Below are 18,495 nucleotides of genomic sequence, written 5' to 3' on the forward strand. Positions count from 1 at the left end.
TGCAAATGCGAAAAACCCGGCTTTTGAGAGGATTAGATGATTTCCAGTGGTTTCATCTCAATTACCTGGGTAGAGGAAGTATTTTCCTGACTTCTCCAGATATAGCGTTTCCCATTCTAGTGAGGTATGGAAGAACCAAATCGGGGAGGGTGCCCGATAGGGCGGGTGGGGTTGTATTTCATCTGATTGGGAAACGCTATAAGAGTAATTGGGAGTAAATTTTGGGAGATTTTTTGAGGTGACAGGTATAGCAGATTACCTAATTCCTGGTTTAATCTTCCTCACCATAGGGATCTAAATCATCTTGATCAAGGTCGTTGTGTAAATAGATGGGTTCGCTGTCGCCATTCATGGGACTTAAATCTCCACGGGAAACCATACCATCACTACCGACTGTCACTAGGTCAATTTGTTGACGGTAGTAATCTACACTTTTAACTTGAACAGAAACGCGATCGCCTAGGCGATAGGAAGCACGATTTTTGCGTCCAAAGAGTGCCTGTTGGCGGGCGCGGTACTCATACCAGTCGTCTTTCAGGGAACTGACGTGAACTAATCCTTCAACTCGTAGGGGTAAATTATGACCTGGAGGTGTTTCGCTGGGGGGTACTTCAATTTCTACAAAGAAACCGTAGGATTGGACACCAGTAATCACGCCACTAAAGACTTGACCGATACGTTGTTTCATCAGGGAAGCGCGTTGCAGTCCGGCTAAATCGGCTTCGGCTTCTAGCACTTCTTTTTCTCGGTCGTTGATTTGGGTAATAACGCGGGTGAGTTCGCTTTGGAGTTCGCTTTGTAACTCTGGGGGCAAAACATTCCAGTTAATTTCACTGTGGGAGGTGGAGGAACGGAGGTTAACCCGTTCTTTGACTCTGGTGTTGCGGCGATCGCGCCCATGTTCGAGGAGTGAATAATATACCCGTTGCATCAGTAAATCTGGGTAACGCCGCAGGGGAGAGGTAAAGTGGACGTATCCCTGGGGTAGTGCCAAACCAAAGTGGGGTGCTTTGTTGGTGCTGTAGGTTGCCTGTTTCAGGGTATCTTGCAATAAATAAGTTAATACCTGTTCTGATGCGGATTCGGCAAACACACGGGTGAGATGTTGGTAGTCTAGGGGCTGGATATCGATTTCTGCATCTAGGGTGAGTTCGACACCGAGGTTGATTGCCAACTTTAACATTTCTTGCACATCTTCTGGGTCGGGAGTTCCCTGAATGCGCCAAATGGCGGGAATTCCTAAGGCACTGAGATGGGTTGCCATGAGTTGGTTTACCAGTAAGACTAACTCCGTCATCAGCGATCGCACTGGTGAGTCTGTAGTCATCACACAGCCTAAAATCCCTTCATCATCGTAGGGATTATTATTGGCGGGTAAATTCAACTGTAAACTACCCCGTTGCAAGCGAGTTTTTTGTAAACCTATACGCACACCATCGAGGTTTTTCAACATTTCCAATAATTCCGCCGGCGGAGATTTGGCTGTTCTTCTCTTGGGGGTGGGAGTATTGAGTAATGTTTCCGCTTCTTGCTGGGTGAGGGCTGTATCGACTTTAATCACGCTGGGTTGAATTTCCCATTCCTTCACTTCTCCCGATGCTGCGTCAATGGTAATTAGGAAGGAAATTGTTTGGCGATCGCTACCAGGTAACAAGGAGCAACGCTCGGCAACTCCCTCCGGTAACATAGGTAAAATCAGGTCGCCTAAATATACAGAACGACCACGTTTTAAGGAATCTCTGTCTAAAGCTTCATCCTGAAGAACGTAGTGGGAAAGGTCACTAATATGAAAACCTAACAACCAATTACCAGCAGTCGTTGATTGTAAAGTCACCGCATTTTCGACAACTTTGGTATCACCTGCGGCATTAGCAATGGTAATCGTATGTAGTTCCCGTAAATCTAAACGATTTTTTAAATCTGCCTTAAGGAGTTTTTTTGGTAATCTGGCGGCTGCATCCAAAATTGACTCGGAAAAACCACGGGATAGGTCATGTTTACAAGTCACCAAATCGATATCAGCTGCCGCTTCCGCATCACTGCCTAAAATTTGTACCACCCGCCCCAGGGGAGGATATTGGGCTAAAGGATAGCGCAAGACTTCGACATGGGCAAGATGATCGATCGCCTCTTCCAACTTCATCCCAGTAGTTTGGAGCTTGAGTTCAAATAATAGACGATCGTCTAGGGGCACAGCCCGAAAACCTCCCTCTACCTGCTTAATTCTTGCTAGTAGGGTGTGATTAGAGCGTTCCAGAATTAACTTCACCTCACCCTCTGGAGAGCGACGACGACTACCTTCTTTGAGAACTCTGACCAAAACGCGATCGCCATTCCAAGCATTACTTAAATGACTTTCGCGGATGTAAATATCTTCTGCGGCTTCCACATCCTGGATCGCAAAGCAAAAACCCTTACTCGAACAGCGTAATCTGGCTTCAATGACTCCATCTTCACTGATGCGACGATATTTACCCCGTTCTTTAACCAGAACTCCGATTTTTTCTAGCACCTCCAAGGTAATGTGAAGCTTTTCTAAGCTGTCTTCATCTTCACAACCTAGTTTTTTTTCCAAGAGTTTACGAGCTACCAATTTATCATCGGTGAAATTGGCAAGGAGTGTAGCGATTGAAAATTCCATGCAGTGAACCGACCTTTGGTCAAAACATCATGTGTGGGTTGTTGATTTTGGTTCTTGGCTTGTAACCCTCAGAATTGACAGAAAGCGATTGCATCGTTGGAGACAACTCTGACAAGCTTTGCTCTCAGCCAAGAGGTTCAGAGCATTTGAGGGTTTCCCAGCCACTCGTATCAAGGAAGTAGCGTCCAATTACTCGTGTAGCGCTTTTCAGGCGATCGCCAGTCTGACGATAATCAACAGATTCCCCTGAAACTGAGCTAGACCGATTCAACTTCAGAGTTCCCCTTCGTTTTTTACCTACCTTTGTCAAGCCAATTGCCCCAAGCATGCTTGATACCAGATTTAGCCCCACTCGGTAATCACGCAACGGGTTTCTTGTAGCCTTGTTTGGGATTATGTTCAAGAATCCTAACTTACTACTGGGTAAACCCCCGATGTGTAATTGTCTTGACTGAAGGTAATTTTACGCCATTAGACTCTGATTTTGAACTCGGAGAAACTGCCGACAGAACCAACTGCTCCATATGTAGAATCGGTAACAGCCAGGTCGGCAACTTCACAAGTGGTGAGGACGAACCATTACTTCATTATTGTAGATTTACGGCGTACTTCCAGAAAATACTTCCGGAAAGCCGATTAGGTAAATAGTATAGCACTCACAGTAAGACTACGTAGTCTATCACCTATGTAGCTAAAATTTTACCTCTATTATTTATTGTTACATTTAGTTCTGTCCAGGGGCGATCGCTCTACTTACTAAATCTTTCACTACCTATTCCTATTCCTGCACGCAACTGTGTAATTCTGCTCACTAGTAGCAACATACACCAAGCAACAAATTTTGCTCACCATTCCTAAAAATTCTTGATATTACTTCCCTTGTCACTGGCTAAAAGTTAAAAGGAATTGACTCACTCACAAGCCACAAATTCACATAACTCAATATTGAATTTCCTTATCCAGTACATATATACTCTATGTGATATAAAACGTTAGAATACTAGCTCAAGATGTCTTTGCGACTGAAGATTGTGAGTTAATACCAATTTGAAAAAACAATACGACACATGGACAAAACCCCTCCCCAGCCCTCCCCGATTTCGGGGAGGGTGCCCGATAGGGCGGGTGGGGTATCTGTCGTAAAAATTTTTTGAATCGGTATAATTATGGGAATTTTTCATTCCTAACCTTTGAACCTGATTGAATATTTGGGAATTTGTATTATGTTGGCTCAATTTCAGAGCTTGTATCCCCACGCTAGTTTAATTTCCGAGTTACTAGAAATTCACCACGGCAAGTATATTGTCCGCGTTACTGTGCAAATTGAAGGTGTTGCTCGTGCCACAGGTCTAGCGGCGGCAGATACAATCGAAGTGGCAGAGGATAATGCCAGAAATCGTGCTTTGATGGTTTTAAATTTGCATCCGAAGAGTGAACCGCTCTCCATAGTTCCACCCTCAACTAATTCAACCAAGATAGACTCCAGGGAACTAGAGCAGAATATCTCGAAGAATTCCACAACTGCGAAAAAATCCTCTCACAGCGTAGCTGCTATCCCTGGAACAACTGTAATTTCAACCCCCATGGATAGCCCCATGGATAGCTACAATTCAGATATCAATTCCAGTATTCCCTATCCTGAAGACCTAGATTTTCCCTTGATTCCTGAAGATAATTCCGAAATTTCACCTCTTCCAGAAATTAGCGCTCCCAACATCACACCATTTCCCCAAAGAAAACCATCCGAGGAAGTCACACCAGCACCCAGTACCAAAAAAAAGAAAAAAGCCGAACCCTTGGATTTATCTGATGTAATTGCCAAAACCGATGTCCATATCCAGCGCTTAGGTTGGACAAAGGAACAGGGAAGAGAGCACCTGAAACAGGCTTATGGTAAACTGGGGCGCACTTTGCTTTCTGAAGAAGAATTATTAGATTTTCTCAAATATTTAGAAACTCAACCCACACCAATTACACCTGTAGATCCCCTCGCTGGATTTTAAGTGATTTTAAGTGCGAGGCATTCTCTGTGAGCAATTACTTCCAACAGAATAAATATTAGGAGAGTTGGGGAATTCCTGTAACAAAACTTCCCAATTCCCCATAAATATTATTTAACCCATTCCAGAGTAATTTCAATATTTGCCGTCTCACTTCCCTTAACTAACAAAGGTGTTAGTCTTCCTGACTCCATAACAATATCGATACCAAATTTGACACTGGCTTTATCTGGCTTCACTTTTTGTAACATCTCGGCAATTTCCTTGCTGAGTGACTCGATCGCCGTTGTGACTTCGCTAAAGGGACGAGTATGAAGATTTATTTTGCGATCGCCGAGAAAAGTTGCCTCCACGCGAACATTAGTACCATCAATCAACTCTACGGGAATTACTTTGGTTTGTAGATCCATAAAATCCTATCCTACGTTCATTGCCGTCATGAAGGCTTTTTGACTTACATCTTTATACAGTGTATTTAAATACTTCATTACGACATCAGCAGCAGTAGAACTGGCTAAACCTTCTTCTTCCTTAGCTAGGGGAATGTCTCCGAGGATATCCAAGACAGTTTCCCCTGTGGATGGAGCAATCACGACTAGAGAAGACTCCAGGGGTTCGTGGTATTCCCAGAAAGATTCCAGAGATATTGGTGCTGAAATATGGGACTCTAAAACTTCGCCATCCGTTTCAGTGGTAGATATGTTCTGGTGGCTACTACGTAATAGGCGTAAATCGGAGATAATTTGTTCCTTAGTGCGTCCTCGCAGTTGAAATAAGACAAAGGGATCTTCACTGAAGCGATCGCCAAGTTGATAATAAACTGCGGCAATATGTTTACAGGGGTTTGCCTTATCGGGACAGGTGCAGCGACTACGAACATCACCGAGGGTGAAAGGAAATAGGGACAAACCGTTACTTGTAAACACATCCTCAATATTCTGTGGCATTTCCCCAGCTAACAATTTGGCAGGAAAAGCTGCTTTTTGGGATATGGTTTCAATTACGTAACTCCACTCTTCTTCAGTAAAAGCATTCAAAGACAGGGAGACTTTATAAGGTTCTGCTTCGCTTCCCTGTACCTGTGCTAGCACCTTCGCACCTTGAAATTCAATATTTAAAACATTCCCCTCCCGTGCATAGATTCTCCCCCGTTCTAACCGTTTTTTAAAGCGGTAGGAATCAAGTAAATCTAACCAACGTTGTGACCACCATTCCCGATTAGATTGTAGTGTGTAAGTTGTCATATAGGAATCTGATTTCTGAGTAATGAGTAGTGAGTGGTTAGTAATGAGTAATGAGTTTGTAGGATGGGTGAGCGATCGCTATCAGCATTTGTAGGTTGGGTGAGACATACCAGAGATATTTTGGGCAAACAAAGAAATCCAGCTTGCGTCGTAACCCAAGATATACCGAACAGATATATTTTGCGGAAACGGAAAACATTTTGCATCAATTTAAACATGATAAATTACCAACAAGATCATGTTGGGTTACGGTGCAATAGATATTTTCGTTTTGATTAAAAATCAATCATTTGCCCAGCTCAACCTACAATTCTATCAGTCCTCTTGTAGAGGACTTGAGCTATTAGACGGTGATTTTTAATCGCTGACTGGCTCGAACCGTCGAACTCAGGTTTGGCGGGGTGGGGTAAAATTCCTTACCTCCACTCACCCTGCAAGGTAAAAGCCGCCCAGTAGTGAGCATCAGCATATTCTTTACTCTCCAACATTTCCAGTTGAGCAGCCCGCAGAGCCGCAGCAGGAGTCATCTTCCCTTGCAACATCTTTTGATACATCTTCTGCATCAACACCGAAGTACTCTCATCATTCACATTCCAGAGACTCACCGCTAAACGGGGACTACCTGCATACATAAATCCCCTTGTCAACCCCATCAAGCCTTCTCCCTTGGTTTCCTTGCCGATTCCCGTCTCGCAAGCACTGAGAACAACTAGCTCGGCGGCTAAATTCAAGTTGAAAATATCGACTAAACGCAAATAACCATTAATTTCTTTACCCTTGCTATCAAACAAACTCAACACAATCCCCGATAGCTCAGGATTCTCAAAATTCGCTGTACCATGGGTAGCAAAATGCACAATCTTATACTGATTCAAGCTCTGGTTGAGGGCATTTTCCCGACTCGCAGCAAAATCAAAGGCTTGGAAAGTCGAGTGTTTCTCAAATAGAGATAAAATACCCTCAGCTTCCTTCTTAGTTGCAGGTAAACGCCCATCTAAATCACGGTTGTTTTTTGCGGCTCTTTTTAATGCCAAAACATCGTTATTATCTGGACGGTTAATAATTCTAGGAGTTTTTTGTCCCCTGAGAGACTGAAGACGGGTATCTGGTTTGGTGCAATCTCTATCTTCACAACCAAACACCGCATCAGCAAAGATTGCTAAAGCTTTTTCTGCTGGTTTGCGCTTTTGTAAATCCTTGCGTAATTCTGCAATCACCGTTGCGGAGGGAGAATAGACGATTTCGTGTTTTGCCAGGAGAAAAGACTTAAAACCATCCCCAGCTTGTTGGTTAATTGGTAAGCTGGGTATAGGTAAAACTCCGAAGGGAATTGATTGCAATCCCCCATCAGCAACTATGAGTAAACGTTTATTTCCTAATTCCTTAACTACAGGTTGTAGGAGAATTTGACTCAGTTTTCTGGCTGCTATTTGCCCCTCTTTAAGTTGAACAGTAATGATTTCATCAGGATGATTTTCTAATAAGTCTCGGTAATTTTCAACTAATTCTTCAATCTCTGACTGTTTCGCTAGCTCAAAGCTTCGCATTCCCGTTTTTGTCACCATCCATAGGTAGCTGCGCTCTGCACCGAGGGAATATTGTAAAAGAACTGTTTCCTCATCTAGGACTTGCTGTTGTACCTGGGAGAGGGTGAGAGGTTGGGGATATTTGATATTTGCGTAAGAAGGGCTAGATATGCGAATTTGATTTTGGAGTTCCTTATATTCTGCTCTCAGGGTGTTGAGTTGTGCGTCTGCTTGAGCAATTTTATTAATTGTGCTGTTGATATTTTCCTGTTGGGATAATTCAATTTTCAGTTTTTCCTGAGCATCAATTTTTTGCTGGATTTCTGTTTCCTGTTGCAGTAGTTTCGAGTCAACACCTTTACGGATTTTCGCTTGGGATTCCGTCAGTAATTCGATGAGACTACGAGCGCGGGAGCGTTCACTGGCATTGAAAGCCAGGGTATTATATCCTTTTGATGGGTCTTTTTTGTGCAGTTCCATCAACAAGTCAATGTAGAATTGGTAAGAATCCTGTTTAGATGCAAAGTAGGATGTACGTAAATCTGGGCTAGCGATTTTTGTACGTAAGTCTTCGATAATGGTAATAGCCGCTTCAATATTTTTTAGTGCAGATGGGAGCTTGCCTTGCCTGTATTCAACGCGGGCAATATTACCTAAATTAGTAGCTTCCCCATCCCTGTCACCTACTGCACGGATTAACGGTAGAGCTTGGTTGTAGTATTTCAGTGCTTCCTGCTTTTCTCCTAAACTGTCGTAGACTAAACCAAGATTATTCAGGGTAGCAGCTTCCCCACGGCGATCGCCGACTGCACGGTATAACGGTAGAGCTTGGTTGTAGAATTTCAGTGCTTCCTGCTTTTCTCCTAAACTGTCGTAGACTAAACCAAGATTATTCAGGGTAGCAGCTTCCCCACGGCGTTGGCGTAGCCCCTCCTCTGGAGAAAGCGCCGACTGCACGGAATAAGGTAGAGCTTGGTTGTAGTATTTCAGTGCTTCCTGGTTTTCTCCTAAACTGTTGTAGACAAAACCAATATTATTCAGGGTAGTAGCTTCCCCACGGCGTTGGCGTAGCCCCTCCTCTGGAGAAGCGCCGACTGCACGGAATAACGGTAGAGCTTGGTTGTAGAATTTCAGTGCTTCCTGCTTTTCTCCTAAATCGTCGTAGACATTACCAATATTATTCAGGGTAGTAGCTTCCCCACGGCGTTGGCGTAGCCCCTCCTCTGGAGAAGCGCCGACTGCACGGAATAACGGTAGAGCTTGGTTGTAGAATTTCAGTGCTTCCTGCTTTTCTCCTAAATCGTCGTAGACACTACCAATATTACTCAGGGTATTCGCTTCCCCACCGCGATCGCCGACTGCACGGTATAACGGTAGAGCTTGGTTGTAGTATTTCAGAGCTTCCTGCTTTTCTCCTAAACTGTTGTAGACAAAACCAATATTATTCAGGGTAGTAGCTTGCTGTTTCTTATCCCCCACTTTTCGCCACAGTTCCAATGCTTCCAACCATTTACTAATTGCTTGGGTGAGAGATTCCTTTGTCCCCTGTTTGTATAATGCAACCCCTTCTTGAAAAGCTTTTTCTGCTGCGGTGGCATCTTGTTGGGTGTTTTTCCCTGCTTGCTGTGCTATTTGTAACTTAGTCCCTTGAGCCAAGGTTGCAGACTCGGAAATAAAAACTACACTGAGTAAGGAACTTAAAGCGATACTAGTAAATCTTGTGGGAAAAAGTCGGGAATTTTTAGCTGATTTTCTGCCCCTTGTCATCCTTTTCACCTATTTTCAGTAATAATTTTCATAGCAATGCTGACCGTATAAATACGGCATCGCAGCAAATAGATTTATTTTTATCGGAAGAAATACTTACAAGGTTGAGTCTATCGTGAAGCCCAAGGTTCAGTAAAGTCAGCTACGACTTTTGTTACGTAAACATTAGTTCAAATAAGCCCTTCGACTCACCTCGGCTACTTCGACTACGCTCAGTACAAGTTCGCTCGGTACAAGCCGCTCAGGGCTAGGCTGTTGACTTTGATATAAATTCACGATTTTTATTCATACACTTTTTTGTCACTCTCGTACCAAGGCTCTGCCTTGGTGTGTGTGGCGCGAGGCTCTGCCTCGATTCAGGAGGCGGAGCCTCCGAAATGTCATTCCCAGGCTCTCCCAAGTAGCCAGGTTTAATCAAAGGTAGGATGTGTTCATGAACCCCCCCTACCGTTTTGTGATAAATATGGGTCTACTCGTCTGAAATCAAGGCACTTCTATCTAATAATAATAAATTCCTTAATTGCTCAGTATCTAATTCCGTTAACCACTCTTCCCCCCCTCCAACAACTTGTTCTGCTAATTGTTTTTTACTCTCAATCATGTCGTGAATCTTCTCTTCTAAAGTTCCCGTGCAGACAAATTTATGGACTTGAACATTGCGAGTTTGCCCAATTCTAAAAACCCTATCTGTAGCTTGGTTCTCCACTGCGGGATTCCACCATCTATCAAAGTGAAAAACATGATTTGCCCTAGTCAAATTTAATCCCACACCTCCGGCTTTCAGAGACAAAATCATAATTGGTGGTCCCTGGGGGTCATTTTGAAAACGGTCAATCATTTCCTCTCTTTGCTTTTTGCTAGTGCTACCATAGAGGAAGAATATTTCCCGTTGTAAATGTTTTTCTAAATAGGGTTTGAGGAGTTTTCCCCACTCAGCAAACTGGGTAAAAATTAAAGCATTATCTTTCTCTGCTAATACCTCTTCTAACATTTCTTGTAAGCGCCATAATTTACCGGATAATCTCGGTTCTTGAAGATTGGACTGCTTGAGAAATTGTGAAGGATGGTTACAAATTTGCTTTAATTTGATTAATAATGCCAGAATCATGCCTCGTCGTTGTAAGCCATCGGCTGAGTCAATTTCTTGCAAGGAATTTTCTACTACTTGTTGATATAATTCTGCCTGTTGGGGACTCAAACCACAAAATACAGTCATTTCCTGTTTTTCTGGTAAATCTTGAATAATACTGCGGTCAGTTTTCAGGCGACGTAAAATAAAAGGTTGTACCAAGGAACGCAGTTGACTGAGGGAAGAAACATCGCCATACTTCTCTATGGGCATGGCAAAGCGACGTTGAAAGAATTGTTTGTTTCCTAAATAACCAGGGTTGAGAAAATCTAAAATTGACCACAATTCCTGTAATCTATTTTCTACGGGTGTGCCAGTCAGGGCAATGCGAAAACTGGCTTCTAGTTGTCGTACTGCTTGGGATTGTTTGGCTTCGGCATTTTTGACATTTTGCGCTTCATCTAATACAATTCCTTGCCAATTCACGGTTTGTAAAGTCTTTAAATCCCGATGAATTAGGGAATAACTGGTGATGACTAAATCATATTTTTTGACTGTCTCGGTAAAGGTTTTACCCTTGGGGCGTTTATCACCGTGATATTGCAAAACTTTCAGGGTGGGAGCAAATTTTCTTACCTCCCGTTCCCAGTTACCGAGTACGGAGGTGGGGGCAACTAAAAGGGTGGGATTTTCTAGGGATTCTTGCTCTTTGAGGTGCAGTAGAAAAGCAATAAATTCAGCAGATTTACCAAGTCCCATGTCGTCTGCAAGACACGCACCTAAACCCCAGCGTTCTAAGAAAGCTAACCAAGCTGCACCCCGTTCTTGGTATGGTCGTAATTGTCCTTGAAAGTTGGCAGGTGTGGGTAAGGGGGCGATCGCCTGATTATTTGTCAGGGTAGAGATTAATTCCTCTAATGCTCCCGATGCTTCAAAGCTAACTACTGGTAACTTCTCGATGGTTTGGGTGTCTCCCGTACTCAAACGCAGAGCATCTTCTAGGGAAAGGGACATTTGCTCTTTGCGGGAAGCAAAAAACCCTTGGGCAGTTTTGATATCCTGGGGACGTAACTCCACCCATTCCCCATTAATTTCTACTAGGGGACTATTTAAGGCTACCAGTTTATCGAATTGCGCTTTCGACAAGGTTTGCCCACCGATCGCCAACTCCCATTTAAAATTTAATAAGCTTTGTAAACCCAAACGAACATCTTTTTTCTTGGCTGTTTGAGCTGTTACTTTCAATCCCAGACGGTTTGCCCAGCCTTCACGGTTAGCTAAACTGGGTGGTAAAATCACCCCTAAACCGTTATCTTCTAAACGCCATTTGGCAGCTTTGATAAATTCGTAAGCCTGTAAAGGTGTAAGTTGGCAAGATTGGGGATATTGGGTTTCTAAACTCGGAGCAATAATCGGGTAAAGACGGGAAGCTAAACCTAAACCTCTGAGGAATGTTTCCTGGGGTTGGAGAATTGTGCGTTGTTGGTAGGTAAATTTTTCCAGGGGATGTTGCCAAATCGTCGCTGCATCAACAAGAAAATCTTCGTCATCTGCGGCTTGGAGATAGTATGCTAAAGTCCAGTTTTCCGATGTATCGGATTCGGGAGAACGTAAGACAAAACAGGTGCGAAACTGGTTTTTCCCTGCCAACTGGTATTGTAGTGGCATCATCCAAGCTTTCAGGGAAGCAGCTAGTCTTTCCGTTTCTCCAGGGTTTCCTGGTACTATCGCTGTGGTTCCCAACGACTGTAACCATTGTCTAATGGTGCTGGGTAAGGATGACATTACCCTAGGTTCTAATAATGCTTGGGAACCTACCATGGTTCTAATTTGAGCATCCATCGTACTATTGAGAAATGCCAAAATCAATTCCTGGGGTTCCGGGGGTAAATGAATCGATGGGCTGTTGATATTCCCACTACCTTGATACATTCGACAAGCTAGGGGCATAATCCGAGAAAACTTTTCTAAGCGAGTACTATCCACAGCACTATCAATCAGTGCTTGCCATTTTGGTACTAGAGAAGCATCATTTTCTCGCTCCAGAATGGGCAAAAATTTACACCGAGAAATTAAATCTAAACTCCAGCGAGCAATTTGTAACCAAAAATTTAAATCTCCCCCCAGAAAACTGGTTTCGGAATTTTCGAGATTTTGAGTATTCAGGGGTAGGGATGTCAGAAAGGCGATCGCCTCCTGGGAATTGAGATAAAAACCGCTTACCTGCCAAGGTTGTAAATATTCCTGGGTTTCTCGATTTAACCTAGCAGAATGTTGGGGTAGGAAGGTGACATCATTTTCCAACTGAGAAGGAATGGCGATCGCCCCTTGGGCGGGCTGGAAGCCTATCGTCTGCTCACAACTAGGTATTTCTGCAAGTTTTACCTGTCGTGTTTTTAACCATGTTTGCAACTCTACTGCCGTCATTGCCAAGGGATGGGGCAGGATTTTCCCGGTGTCTTCTGGTTGATAATTTTGCAGCGATCGCCAAGTCTCTCCCCAAATGAATAAACCCTCGCCCCTGACTTCTTGTGCGACATCATCCCAGGGGTTTTGCAATAACCAACTACCGTGTAAAATTGCCATTTCCTATCTCAAATAATTCTGACGATTTTGATAAAAATTCAACCTATTTTCCGTTTTTATATAATGATGAAATTCATGACATCAAAACTAATCTAACTAATTGCTAATGATGTGATTGATAAATTTAGTTATAGCGTTTGCACAGCAAGTAAAGTACAACCTCAACCACCCTATTGGACATTTTCCTGCCTATCTGTAAGGGCTGGTAAGGGGTGCTTTGATAGCTTGCCAGAGTGGAAAACACTATATCAACTATTCGTCATCAAGATATCTGTCAACTGTGACATCGGTAAGCAACTACCCATAATCAAGTTGCCCACGAATTTCACCATTATCCCTCGGCTGTCCTCACCATTGAGCCGATTCATATCCCCAAATTTTTTTGAGAAACATGATATTAATTTACATTTTAATATAAAAAGTAATATTTATGATGAAAAATGATGAAGTTAGCCAATTTATCAAATAATATCCTGATCACCCAGACTAAAAATGCAATTACCTATTCATAAAATTTTAAAAAATGGCATGAAAGTAGAACTAGACTCTATGCAAGCACAAGAGGAGGAAGTTGTTAGAAGGCTATTAAATTTGATCATAATTGATGGCAAAACCTATCCCCAAAGCCAGCCACTCTCACCCCGCGAGTTTAGTAATTATTGGTTAAGTGGAAAAGCTTTTGTGGTCAGAAATATGGATGATTTGCCGGAATATCAAGCCCAGGAAGTTCTAGGAGGATTCTTCCTCAAGCCCAATTTTCCAGGTCGATGTAGCCATATTGGAAATGCTGGTTTTATTGTACAACCTCGATGCCGTGGGCAAGGTATTGGACGATTTATGGGAGAAGCAATGCTAGAAATTGCCAGCAGTCTGGGTTATGAGGCAGTCATGTTTAATTTGGTGTTTGCGACAAATACCCCCTCTCTGCGTTTATGGCAATCATTGGGATTTGAAGAAATTGGCTGTATTCCCAACGCTGTCAAACTGTTTGAAGGAGAAAGTACCGATGCGGTGATGCTATACAAAAAACTCAATTAAGGGGATAGACTCACCCGCGTCCGAAAATCAGGGAGCCAGACGCTTCCAGTACACATTTTGTAACCATCACAACTTATGCGATAAACCACCAGCTTACTACTCACTACTCCTGACTCCTTACCCTGTCCTCTGTGTCATTCCTGATACTTCTGTGTACTTTTTCTAGAGAACTGAAGCCAGCAACAGTGCATAAATGTTAGGATTGCCACAGAGAGAGAATAGCGAAAGTAGAAGGAAAAATAACTGAATGGGAGAATTTGAAAAGTCAATATCCTTTGACGGACGGGATATTCGACTGAAGGTTGGTCTATTAGCTCCCCAGGCTGGTGGATCGGTGTTGATACAATCTGGGGATACAGCAGTTTTAGTCACAGCTACGCGATCGCAAGCCAGAGAAGGCATAGATTTTCTCCCCTTGACTGTAGATTATGAAGAAAGGCTATATGCTGCGGGGAGAATCCCAGGAGGAATACTACGACGGGAAGGTCGTCCGCCAGAGAAGGCAACCCTGACAAGTCGTTTAATTGACCGTCCATTGCGTCCGTTATTCCCATCATGGTTACGGGACGATCTGCAAGTGATTGCCCTAACTATGTCCATGGATGAGCAAGTACCCCCCGATGTGTTAGCTGTTACAGGGGCTTCCATTGCGACTTTACTAGCAAAAATTCCTTTTAATGGTCCGATGGCGGCGGTACGTGTGGGACTAGTGGGAGATGATTTCATTATCAACCCCACCTATGCCGAAATTGAAGCGGGAGATTTGGACTTGGTGGTTGCTGGTTCCCCTGATGGGGTAATCATGGTGGAAGCTGGAGCCAACCAACTGCCAGAAAGGGATATCATCGAGGCAATTGAATTTGGCTATGAAGCTGTCCAGGATTTAATTCAAGCACAGCTAGATTTAGTTGCGGAATTAGGGATAGAACTTGTCAAAGAAGAACCACCAGAGGTGGATTTGACTCTGGAAAACTTTATCCGCGATCGCGCCACTTCCGAAATCAAACAAATTCTGGCACAGTTTGACCTGGATAAAACCGCACGGGACAGCGCCCTCGACGTAGTTAAAGATACAATTGCCACAGCGATCGCCGACCTGCCAGAAGATGACGCCATCCGAGTTGCTGCCACCGCTAACGCTAAAGCCCTCGGTAACACCTTCAAGGACATTACCAAGAAACTGATGCGTCGCCAAATTGTTGAAGATAATGTGCGCGTAGATGGTCGCAAACTGGATCAAGTCCGTCCCGTTTCCTGCCAAGTCAGTCTCTTGCCTCAACGTGTCCATGGTAGTGGTCTGTTCAATCGTGGATTGACTCAAGTACTGTCCATCTGTACCTTAGGAACCCCCGGTGATGCCCAAAACCTGCCCGACGATCTGCAAGCCGATCAGGGAAAACGTTATCTGCATCATTACAACTTCCCTCCCTTCTCCGTCGGTGAAACTAAACCCCTACGCGCCCCAGGACGACGGGAAATTGGTCACGGTGCCCTTGCGGAACGGGCAATGTTACCCGTACTACCACCAAAGGATAAATTTCCCTACGTAATTCGCGTTGTATCGGAAGTTTTATCTTCTAATGGTTCTACCTCCATGGGTTCCGTTTGTGGTTCTACCCTTGCCCTCATGGATGCAGGTGTACCAATTGCTAAACCCGTGAGCGGAGCAGCAATGGGTCTAATTAAAGAAGGCGAAGAAATCCGTGTTTTAACCGATATTCAAGGTATCGAAGATTTCTTGGGTGATATGGACTTTAAGGTAGCGGGTACTGATAGCGGTATCACTGCCTTGCAAATGGATATGAAAATTTCCGGGTTATCCCTAGATGTCATTGCCCAGGCAATTCATCAGGCAAAAGAAGCACGGCTACATATTCTGGAGAAAATGCTCCAGGCGATCGATGAACCGCGTACGGAAATGTCTCCCTATGCGCCACGACTCCTGAGTATCAAAATTGACTCAGACATGATTGGTTTAGTCATCGGACCTGGTGGTAAAACTATCAAAGGCATTACCGAAGAAACTGGTGCCAAAATCGACATTGAAGATGACGGTACTGTGACTATCTCCGCCGTCGATGAGAACAAGGCGAAGAAAGCCAAAAATATCATCCAAGGCATGACTCGCAAACTGAATGAAGGTGATGTTTACGTAGGTCGTGTGACGCGAATTATACCGATTGGTGCATTTGTGGAATTCTTGCCCGGTAAAGAGGGGATGATTCACATTTCCCAACTGGCTGATTATCGTGTCGGCAAGGTTGAGGATGAAGTTTCTGTGGGCGATGAAGTGATTGTCAAAGTCCGGGAGATTGACAACAAGGGAAGAATTAACCTAACTCGTTTAGGTATCCATCCTGATCAAGCTGCCGCCGCCAGAGAAGCTGCAACGAAGTAATAGCCTTTCTTTCACGAGATGACACTGAAGGATTGATTCGATTCAGGTAGTTTTCAAGAAACGATTCGTTGTCTATGGAAGCGTACTTGATGAAGTGTATTGTGAAAGAAGATGAATCCAAGTTGCGAGTTGTGACTCACTGTGCTGGGAGACAGTCTTTGTGACTGTATCTCCCGTTTGCCACAAACCAGCCAATATGTATAAATTCCCTAAAATCTGAATATGAAGTAGATATTCAAATATATTTCTCTGTGGGTTGTTGATTTTCAACTTTTTCCCAGGTTTGATTTATCGGTATTTCTAAGGAAAATTCACTACCCTTGCCCAATTGTGAGCTACAAGTCAAATTTCCTTGATGATTTTCCACAATAATTTGATAGCTAATAGACAAACCTAAACCAGTACCATCACCAACAGGTTTAGTTGTAAAAAATGGATTAAATATTTTAGCTTTTACCTCTTCATTCATCCCACCAGCATTATCACTAATCCGAATACGCACATGACTGGGTGGAATAAATTCCGTACGAATACGAATTTCTGGTTGGAAATTTATTTCATCTTCCTTTGCTAGATGGAATGCATCAATGGCATTACTAATAATATTCATGAATACCTGGTTGAGTTTCCCCGGATAGCATTCAACAGGGGGCAACTGGCTATATTCTTTGATAATTTTAATGGCTGGGCAATCTTTGGAAGCGAACATCTGGGATTTATTGCCAAAATTAGAAATATCAACCCCATCATCACAGTCCCCTGTTTTCAGACGATGTTGCAGAATGAGTAAGGTACTATCAATCCCTTCATGGAGACAAACAGTTTTCATTTCTGCCTCATCAAGACGGGAAAAGTTGCGCAGAGACAAAACTATATCACGAATACGCTGCGCTCCGGCTTTCATCGATGAGAGTAACTGAGGTAAGTCATCAATGATGAAATCTAAGTCAATATCTTGCGATCGCGCGATAATTACTTCCGATGGTTGGGAATAAGATTCTTCATAGAGACGCAATATTTCTACTAAATCCTGAATATAATTTTCCGCATGGTCGAGGTTGCCAGAGATAAAATTAATCGGATTATTAATTTCGTGGGCAATCCCTGCAACTAACTGCCCCAGGGATGACATTTTTTCACTTTGTACCAGTTGAGCTTGGGTTTGCTGCAATTGATGCAAAGCTTGTTGTAATTCTTGACTGCGTGCTTCTGCGATTTCGAGTGCCGTTTGAGCTTGAATGTAGAGATATTCCTGAGTTTTTTGAGCCGCAGAGCGTTCTTGAATTTCTAATAATAATCTTTGATTGATTTCATCTAAAGCTTGGGTACGTTGTTGAACCCTAATTTCTAGCTCCTCTTTGGCTCTGGAGAGTTCCTGTTGAGCTTGTTGTCGTTGATGTGCTTCCATTGCGAGGGTGACTAAATCCGCAATACAACCGCCAAAATTTTGCTCTTCCAGGTTCCAGTGACGGATTCCATCGGTGTATTCATGGCAAACCACACCAATCATTTCTCCCCGTAGCCAAATTGGTGCATCTAGCATGGAGGTGACACCAACTGCTGGCAAATAAGCTATGCCAAATTCACTAGTACGTGGATCGGTGTAAGCATCATCCGCAGCAATTGTCCGTTCTGTTTTTAAAGCTTGGAAATATGCAGGAAAGTCACTGGCAAAAATTTCGACTCCTTGAGAATGGCGCTTAGGACTTTTTTCAAATAGATTTAAGCATCTAATCTTGGTGCATTCTTCGTCATAGAGCCAAATACTGACGCGCTCAACTTTTAGGGTATGGGCAGCAGTTTCCGTAATTTTTTCTAAAGCTAGATTGAGATTTCCCTCAACGATGGTGGTGTTTCTTGCCAGGGTGAGCAGCACCTGATTTTGAGATTTTAGGCGATGTTGAGTTTGCTGAAGCTTGAACTGTGTGACGTTGCGTAGGGAAAAACTTAGCAATGTTACAGCTAGGGCTAGTAGGAAATAGGCGAAAATGTTGATATTAACACTGAGATTTGCTGGTTCGTAGCAAAGATACCCAATAAATATCAGTAAGGCGATCGCTACCCATACATGTAGAATATCTTGATGCTTTTTATACCAAGCTTTTATGCTTTTGAAGCGATTAGTTTGCTGTTGCCAGGAATGATAAATACTGAATATTGTCATTGTAATCAGATACTATATGTAGATAACACGCGAGAATTAAGTAATTTTGAGTTCTCTAATTT

General features: G+C 43.2%; 10 protein-coding genes. 3 read left to right on the forward strand and 7 right to left on the reverse strand.

Features of this window, described 5'->3' with window-relative positions; genetic code table 11:
- Positions 1-271: 271 nt before the first annotated feature.
- Both IJ00_RS20295 and IJ00_RS28480 read right to left on the reverse strand, forming a co-directional pair.
- Positions 272-2,641, reverse strand: a complete 2,370-nt coding sequence (locus tag IJ00_RS20295; protein WP_035156075.1) for a ribonuclease R family protein — start codon at positions 2,639-2,641, stop codon at positions 272-274.
- A gap of 124 nt (positions 2,642-2,765) precedes the next feature.
- Positions 2,766-2,969, reverse strand: a complete 204-nt coding sequence (locus IJ00_RS28480; protein WP_144416062.1) for a hypothetical protein — start codon at positions 2,967-2,969, stop codon at positions 2,766-2,768.
- Positions 2,970-3,864: 895 nt separating this feature from the next.
- Between IJ00_RS28480 and IJ00_RS20300 the strand changes: the two genes are divergently transcribed.
- On the forward strand, positions 3,865-4,644 hold the full coding sequence (locus IJ00_RS20300; protein ID WP_035156078.1) for a hypothetical protein: 780 nt from the start codon (positions 3,865-3,867) through the stop codon (positions 4,642-4,644).
- 107 nt (positions 4,645-4,751) lie between these two features.
- On the opposite strand, the gene IJ00_RS20305 is transcribed toward IJ00_RS20300, so the two are convergent.
- From IJ00_RS20305 to IJ00_RS20320, 4 genes are all read right to left on the reverse strand, one after another.
- On the reverse strand, positions 4,752-5,051 hold the full coding sequence (locus IJ00_RS20305) for a CU044_2847 family protein (RefSeq protein WP_035156080.1): 300 nt from the start codon (positions 5,049-5,051) through the stop codon (positions 4,752-4,754).
- A gap of 6 nt (positions 5,052-5,057) precedes the next feature.
- Positions 5,058-5,885, reverse strand: coding sequence for an SWIM zinc finger family protein (locus tag IJ00_RS20310; RefSeq protein ID WP_035156083.1), 828 nt, complete (start codon positions 5,883-5,885; stop codon positions 5,058-5,060).
- Between the two features lie 416 nt (positions 5,886-6,301).
- Positions 6,302-9,178: a CHAT domain-containing tetratricopeptide repeat protein gene (locus tag IJ00_RS20315; RefSeq protein ID WP_035156085.1), complete on the reverse strand. Its 2,877-nt coding sequence runs from the start codon at positions 9,176-9,178 to the stop codon at positions 6,302-6,304.
- A 469-nt stretch (positions 9,179-9,647) separates the two neighbouring features.
- Positions 9,648-12,833, reverse strand: coding sequence for a DEAD/DEAH box helicase (locus IJ00_RS20320; protein ID WP_035156087.1), 3,186 nt, complete (start codon positions 12,831-12,833; stop codon positions 9,648-9,650).
- Positions 12,834-13,325: 492 nt separating this feature from the next.
- Between IJ00_RS20320 and IJ00_RS20325 the strand changes: the two genes are divergently transcribed.
- Both IJ00_RS20325 and IJ00_RS20330 read left to right on the forward strand, forming a co-directional pair.
- Entirely contained in the window at positions 13,326-13,871 is a 546-nt protein-coding gene (locus IJ00_RS20325) for a GNAT family N-acetyltransferase (RefSeq protein WP_035156089.1), read from the forward strand.
- Positions 13,872-14,118: 247 nt separating this feature from the next.
- Entirely contained in the window at positions 14,119-16,269 is a 2,151-nt protein-coding gene (locus tag IJ00_RS20330; protein ID WP_035156090.1) for a polyribonucleotide nucleotidyltransferase, read from the forward strand.
- Between the two features lie 235 nt (positions 16,270-16,504).
- Here IJ00_RS20330 and IJ00_RS27215 read toward each other — a convergent pair whose 3' ends face one another.
- The gene (locus IJ00_RS27215; RefSeq protein ID WP_052754502.1) at positions 16,505-18,433 is read right to left on the reverse strand and encodes an ATP-binding protein; all 1,929 of its coding nucleotides are present in this window, start codon (positions 18,431-18,433) and stop codon (positions 16,505-16,507) included.
- Positions 18,434-18,495: the final 62 nt, after the last annotated feature.

Source organism: Calothrix sp. 336/3 (assembly GCF_000734895.2).
Taxonomy (GTDB): Bacteria; Cyanobacteriota; Cyanobacteriia; order Cyanobacteriales; family Nostocaceae; genus 336-3.

Excerpts from the sequence above, each read along its gene's own strand:
- IJ00_RS20305 (WP_035156080.1), bottom strand. The coding sequence starts at position 5,051 with ATGGATCTACAAACCAAAGTAATTCCCGTAGAGTTGATTGATGGTACT.
- IJ00_RS20320 (WP_035156087.1), bottom strand. The coding sequence starts at position 12,833 with ATGGCAATTTTACACGGTAGTTGGTTATTGCAAAACCCCTGGGATGAT.
- IJ00_RS20310 (WP_035156083.1), bottom strand. The coding sequence starts at position 5,885 with ATGACAACTTACACACTACAATCTAATCGGGAATGGTGGTCACAACGT.
- IJ00_RS20300 (WP_035156078.1), top strand. The coding sequence starts at position 3,865 with ATGTTGGCTCAATTTCAGAGCTTGTATCCCCACGCTAGTTTAATTTCC.
- IJ00_RS20295 (WP_035156075.1), bottom strand. The coding sequence starts at position 2,641 with ATGGAATTTTCAATCGCTACACTCCTTGCCAATTTCACCGATGATAAA.
- IJ00_RS20330 (WP_035156090.1), top strand. The coding sequence starts at position 14,119 with ATGGGAGAATTTGAAAAGTCAATATCCTTTGACGGACGGGATATTCGA.
- IJ00_RS28480 (WP_144416062.1), bottom strand. The coding sequence starts at position 2,969 with ATGCTTGGGGCAATTGGCTTGACAAAGGTAGGTAAAAAACGAAGGGGA.
- IJ00_RS20315 (WP_035156085.1), bottom strand. The coding sequence starts at position 9,178 with ATGACAAGGGGCAGAAAATCAGCTAAAAATTCCCGACTTTTTCCCACA.
- IJ00_RS20325 (WP_035156089.1), top strand. The coding sequence starts at position 13,326 with ATGCAATTACCTATTCATAAAATTTTAAAAAATGGCATGAAAGTAGAA.
- IJ00_RS27215 (WP_052754502.1), bottom strand. The coding sequence starts at position 18,433 with ATGACAATATTCAGTATTTATCATTCCTGGCAACAGCAAACTAATCGC.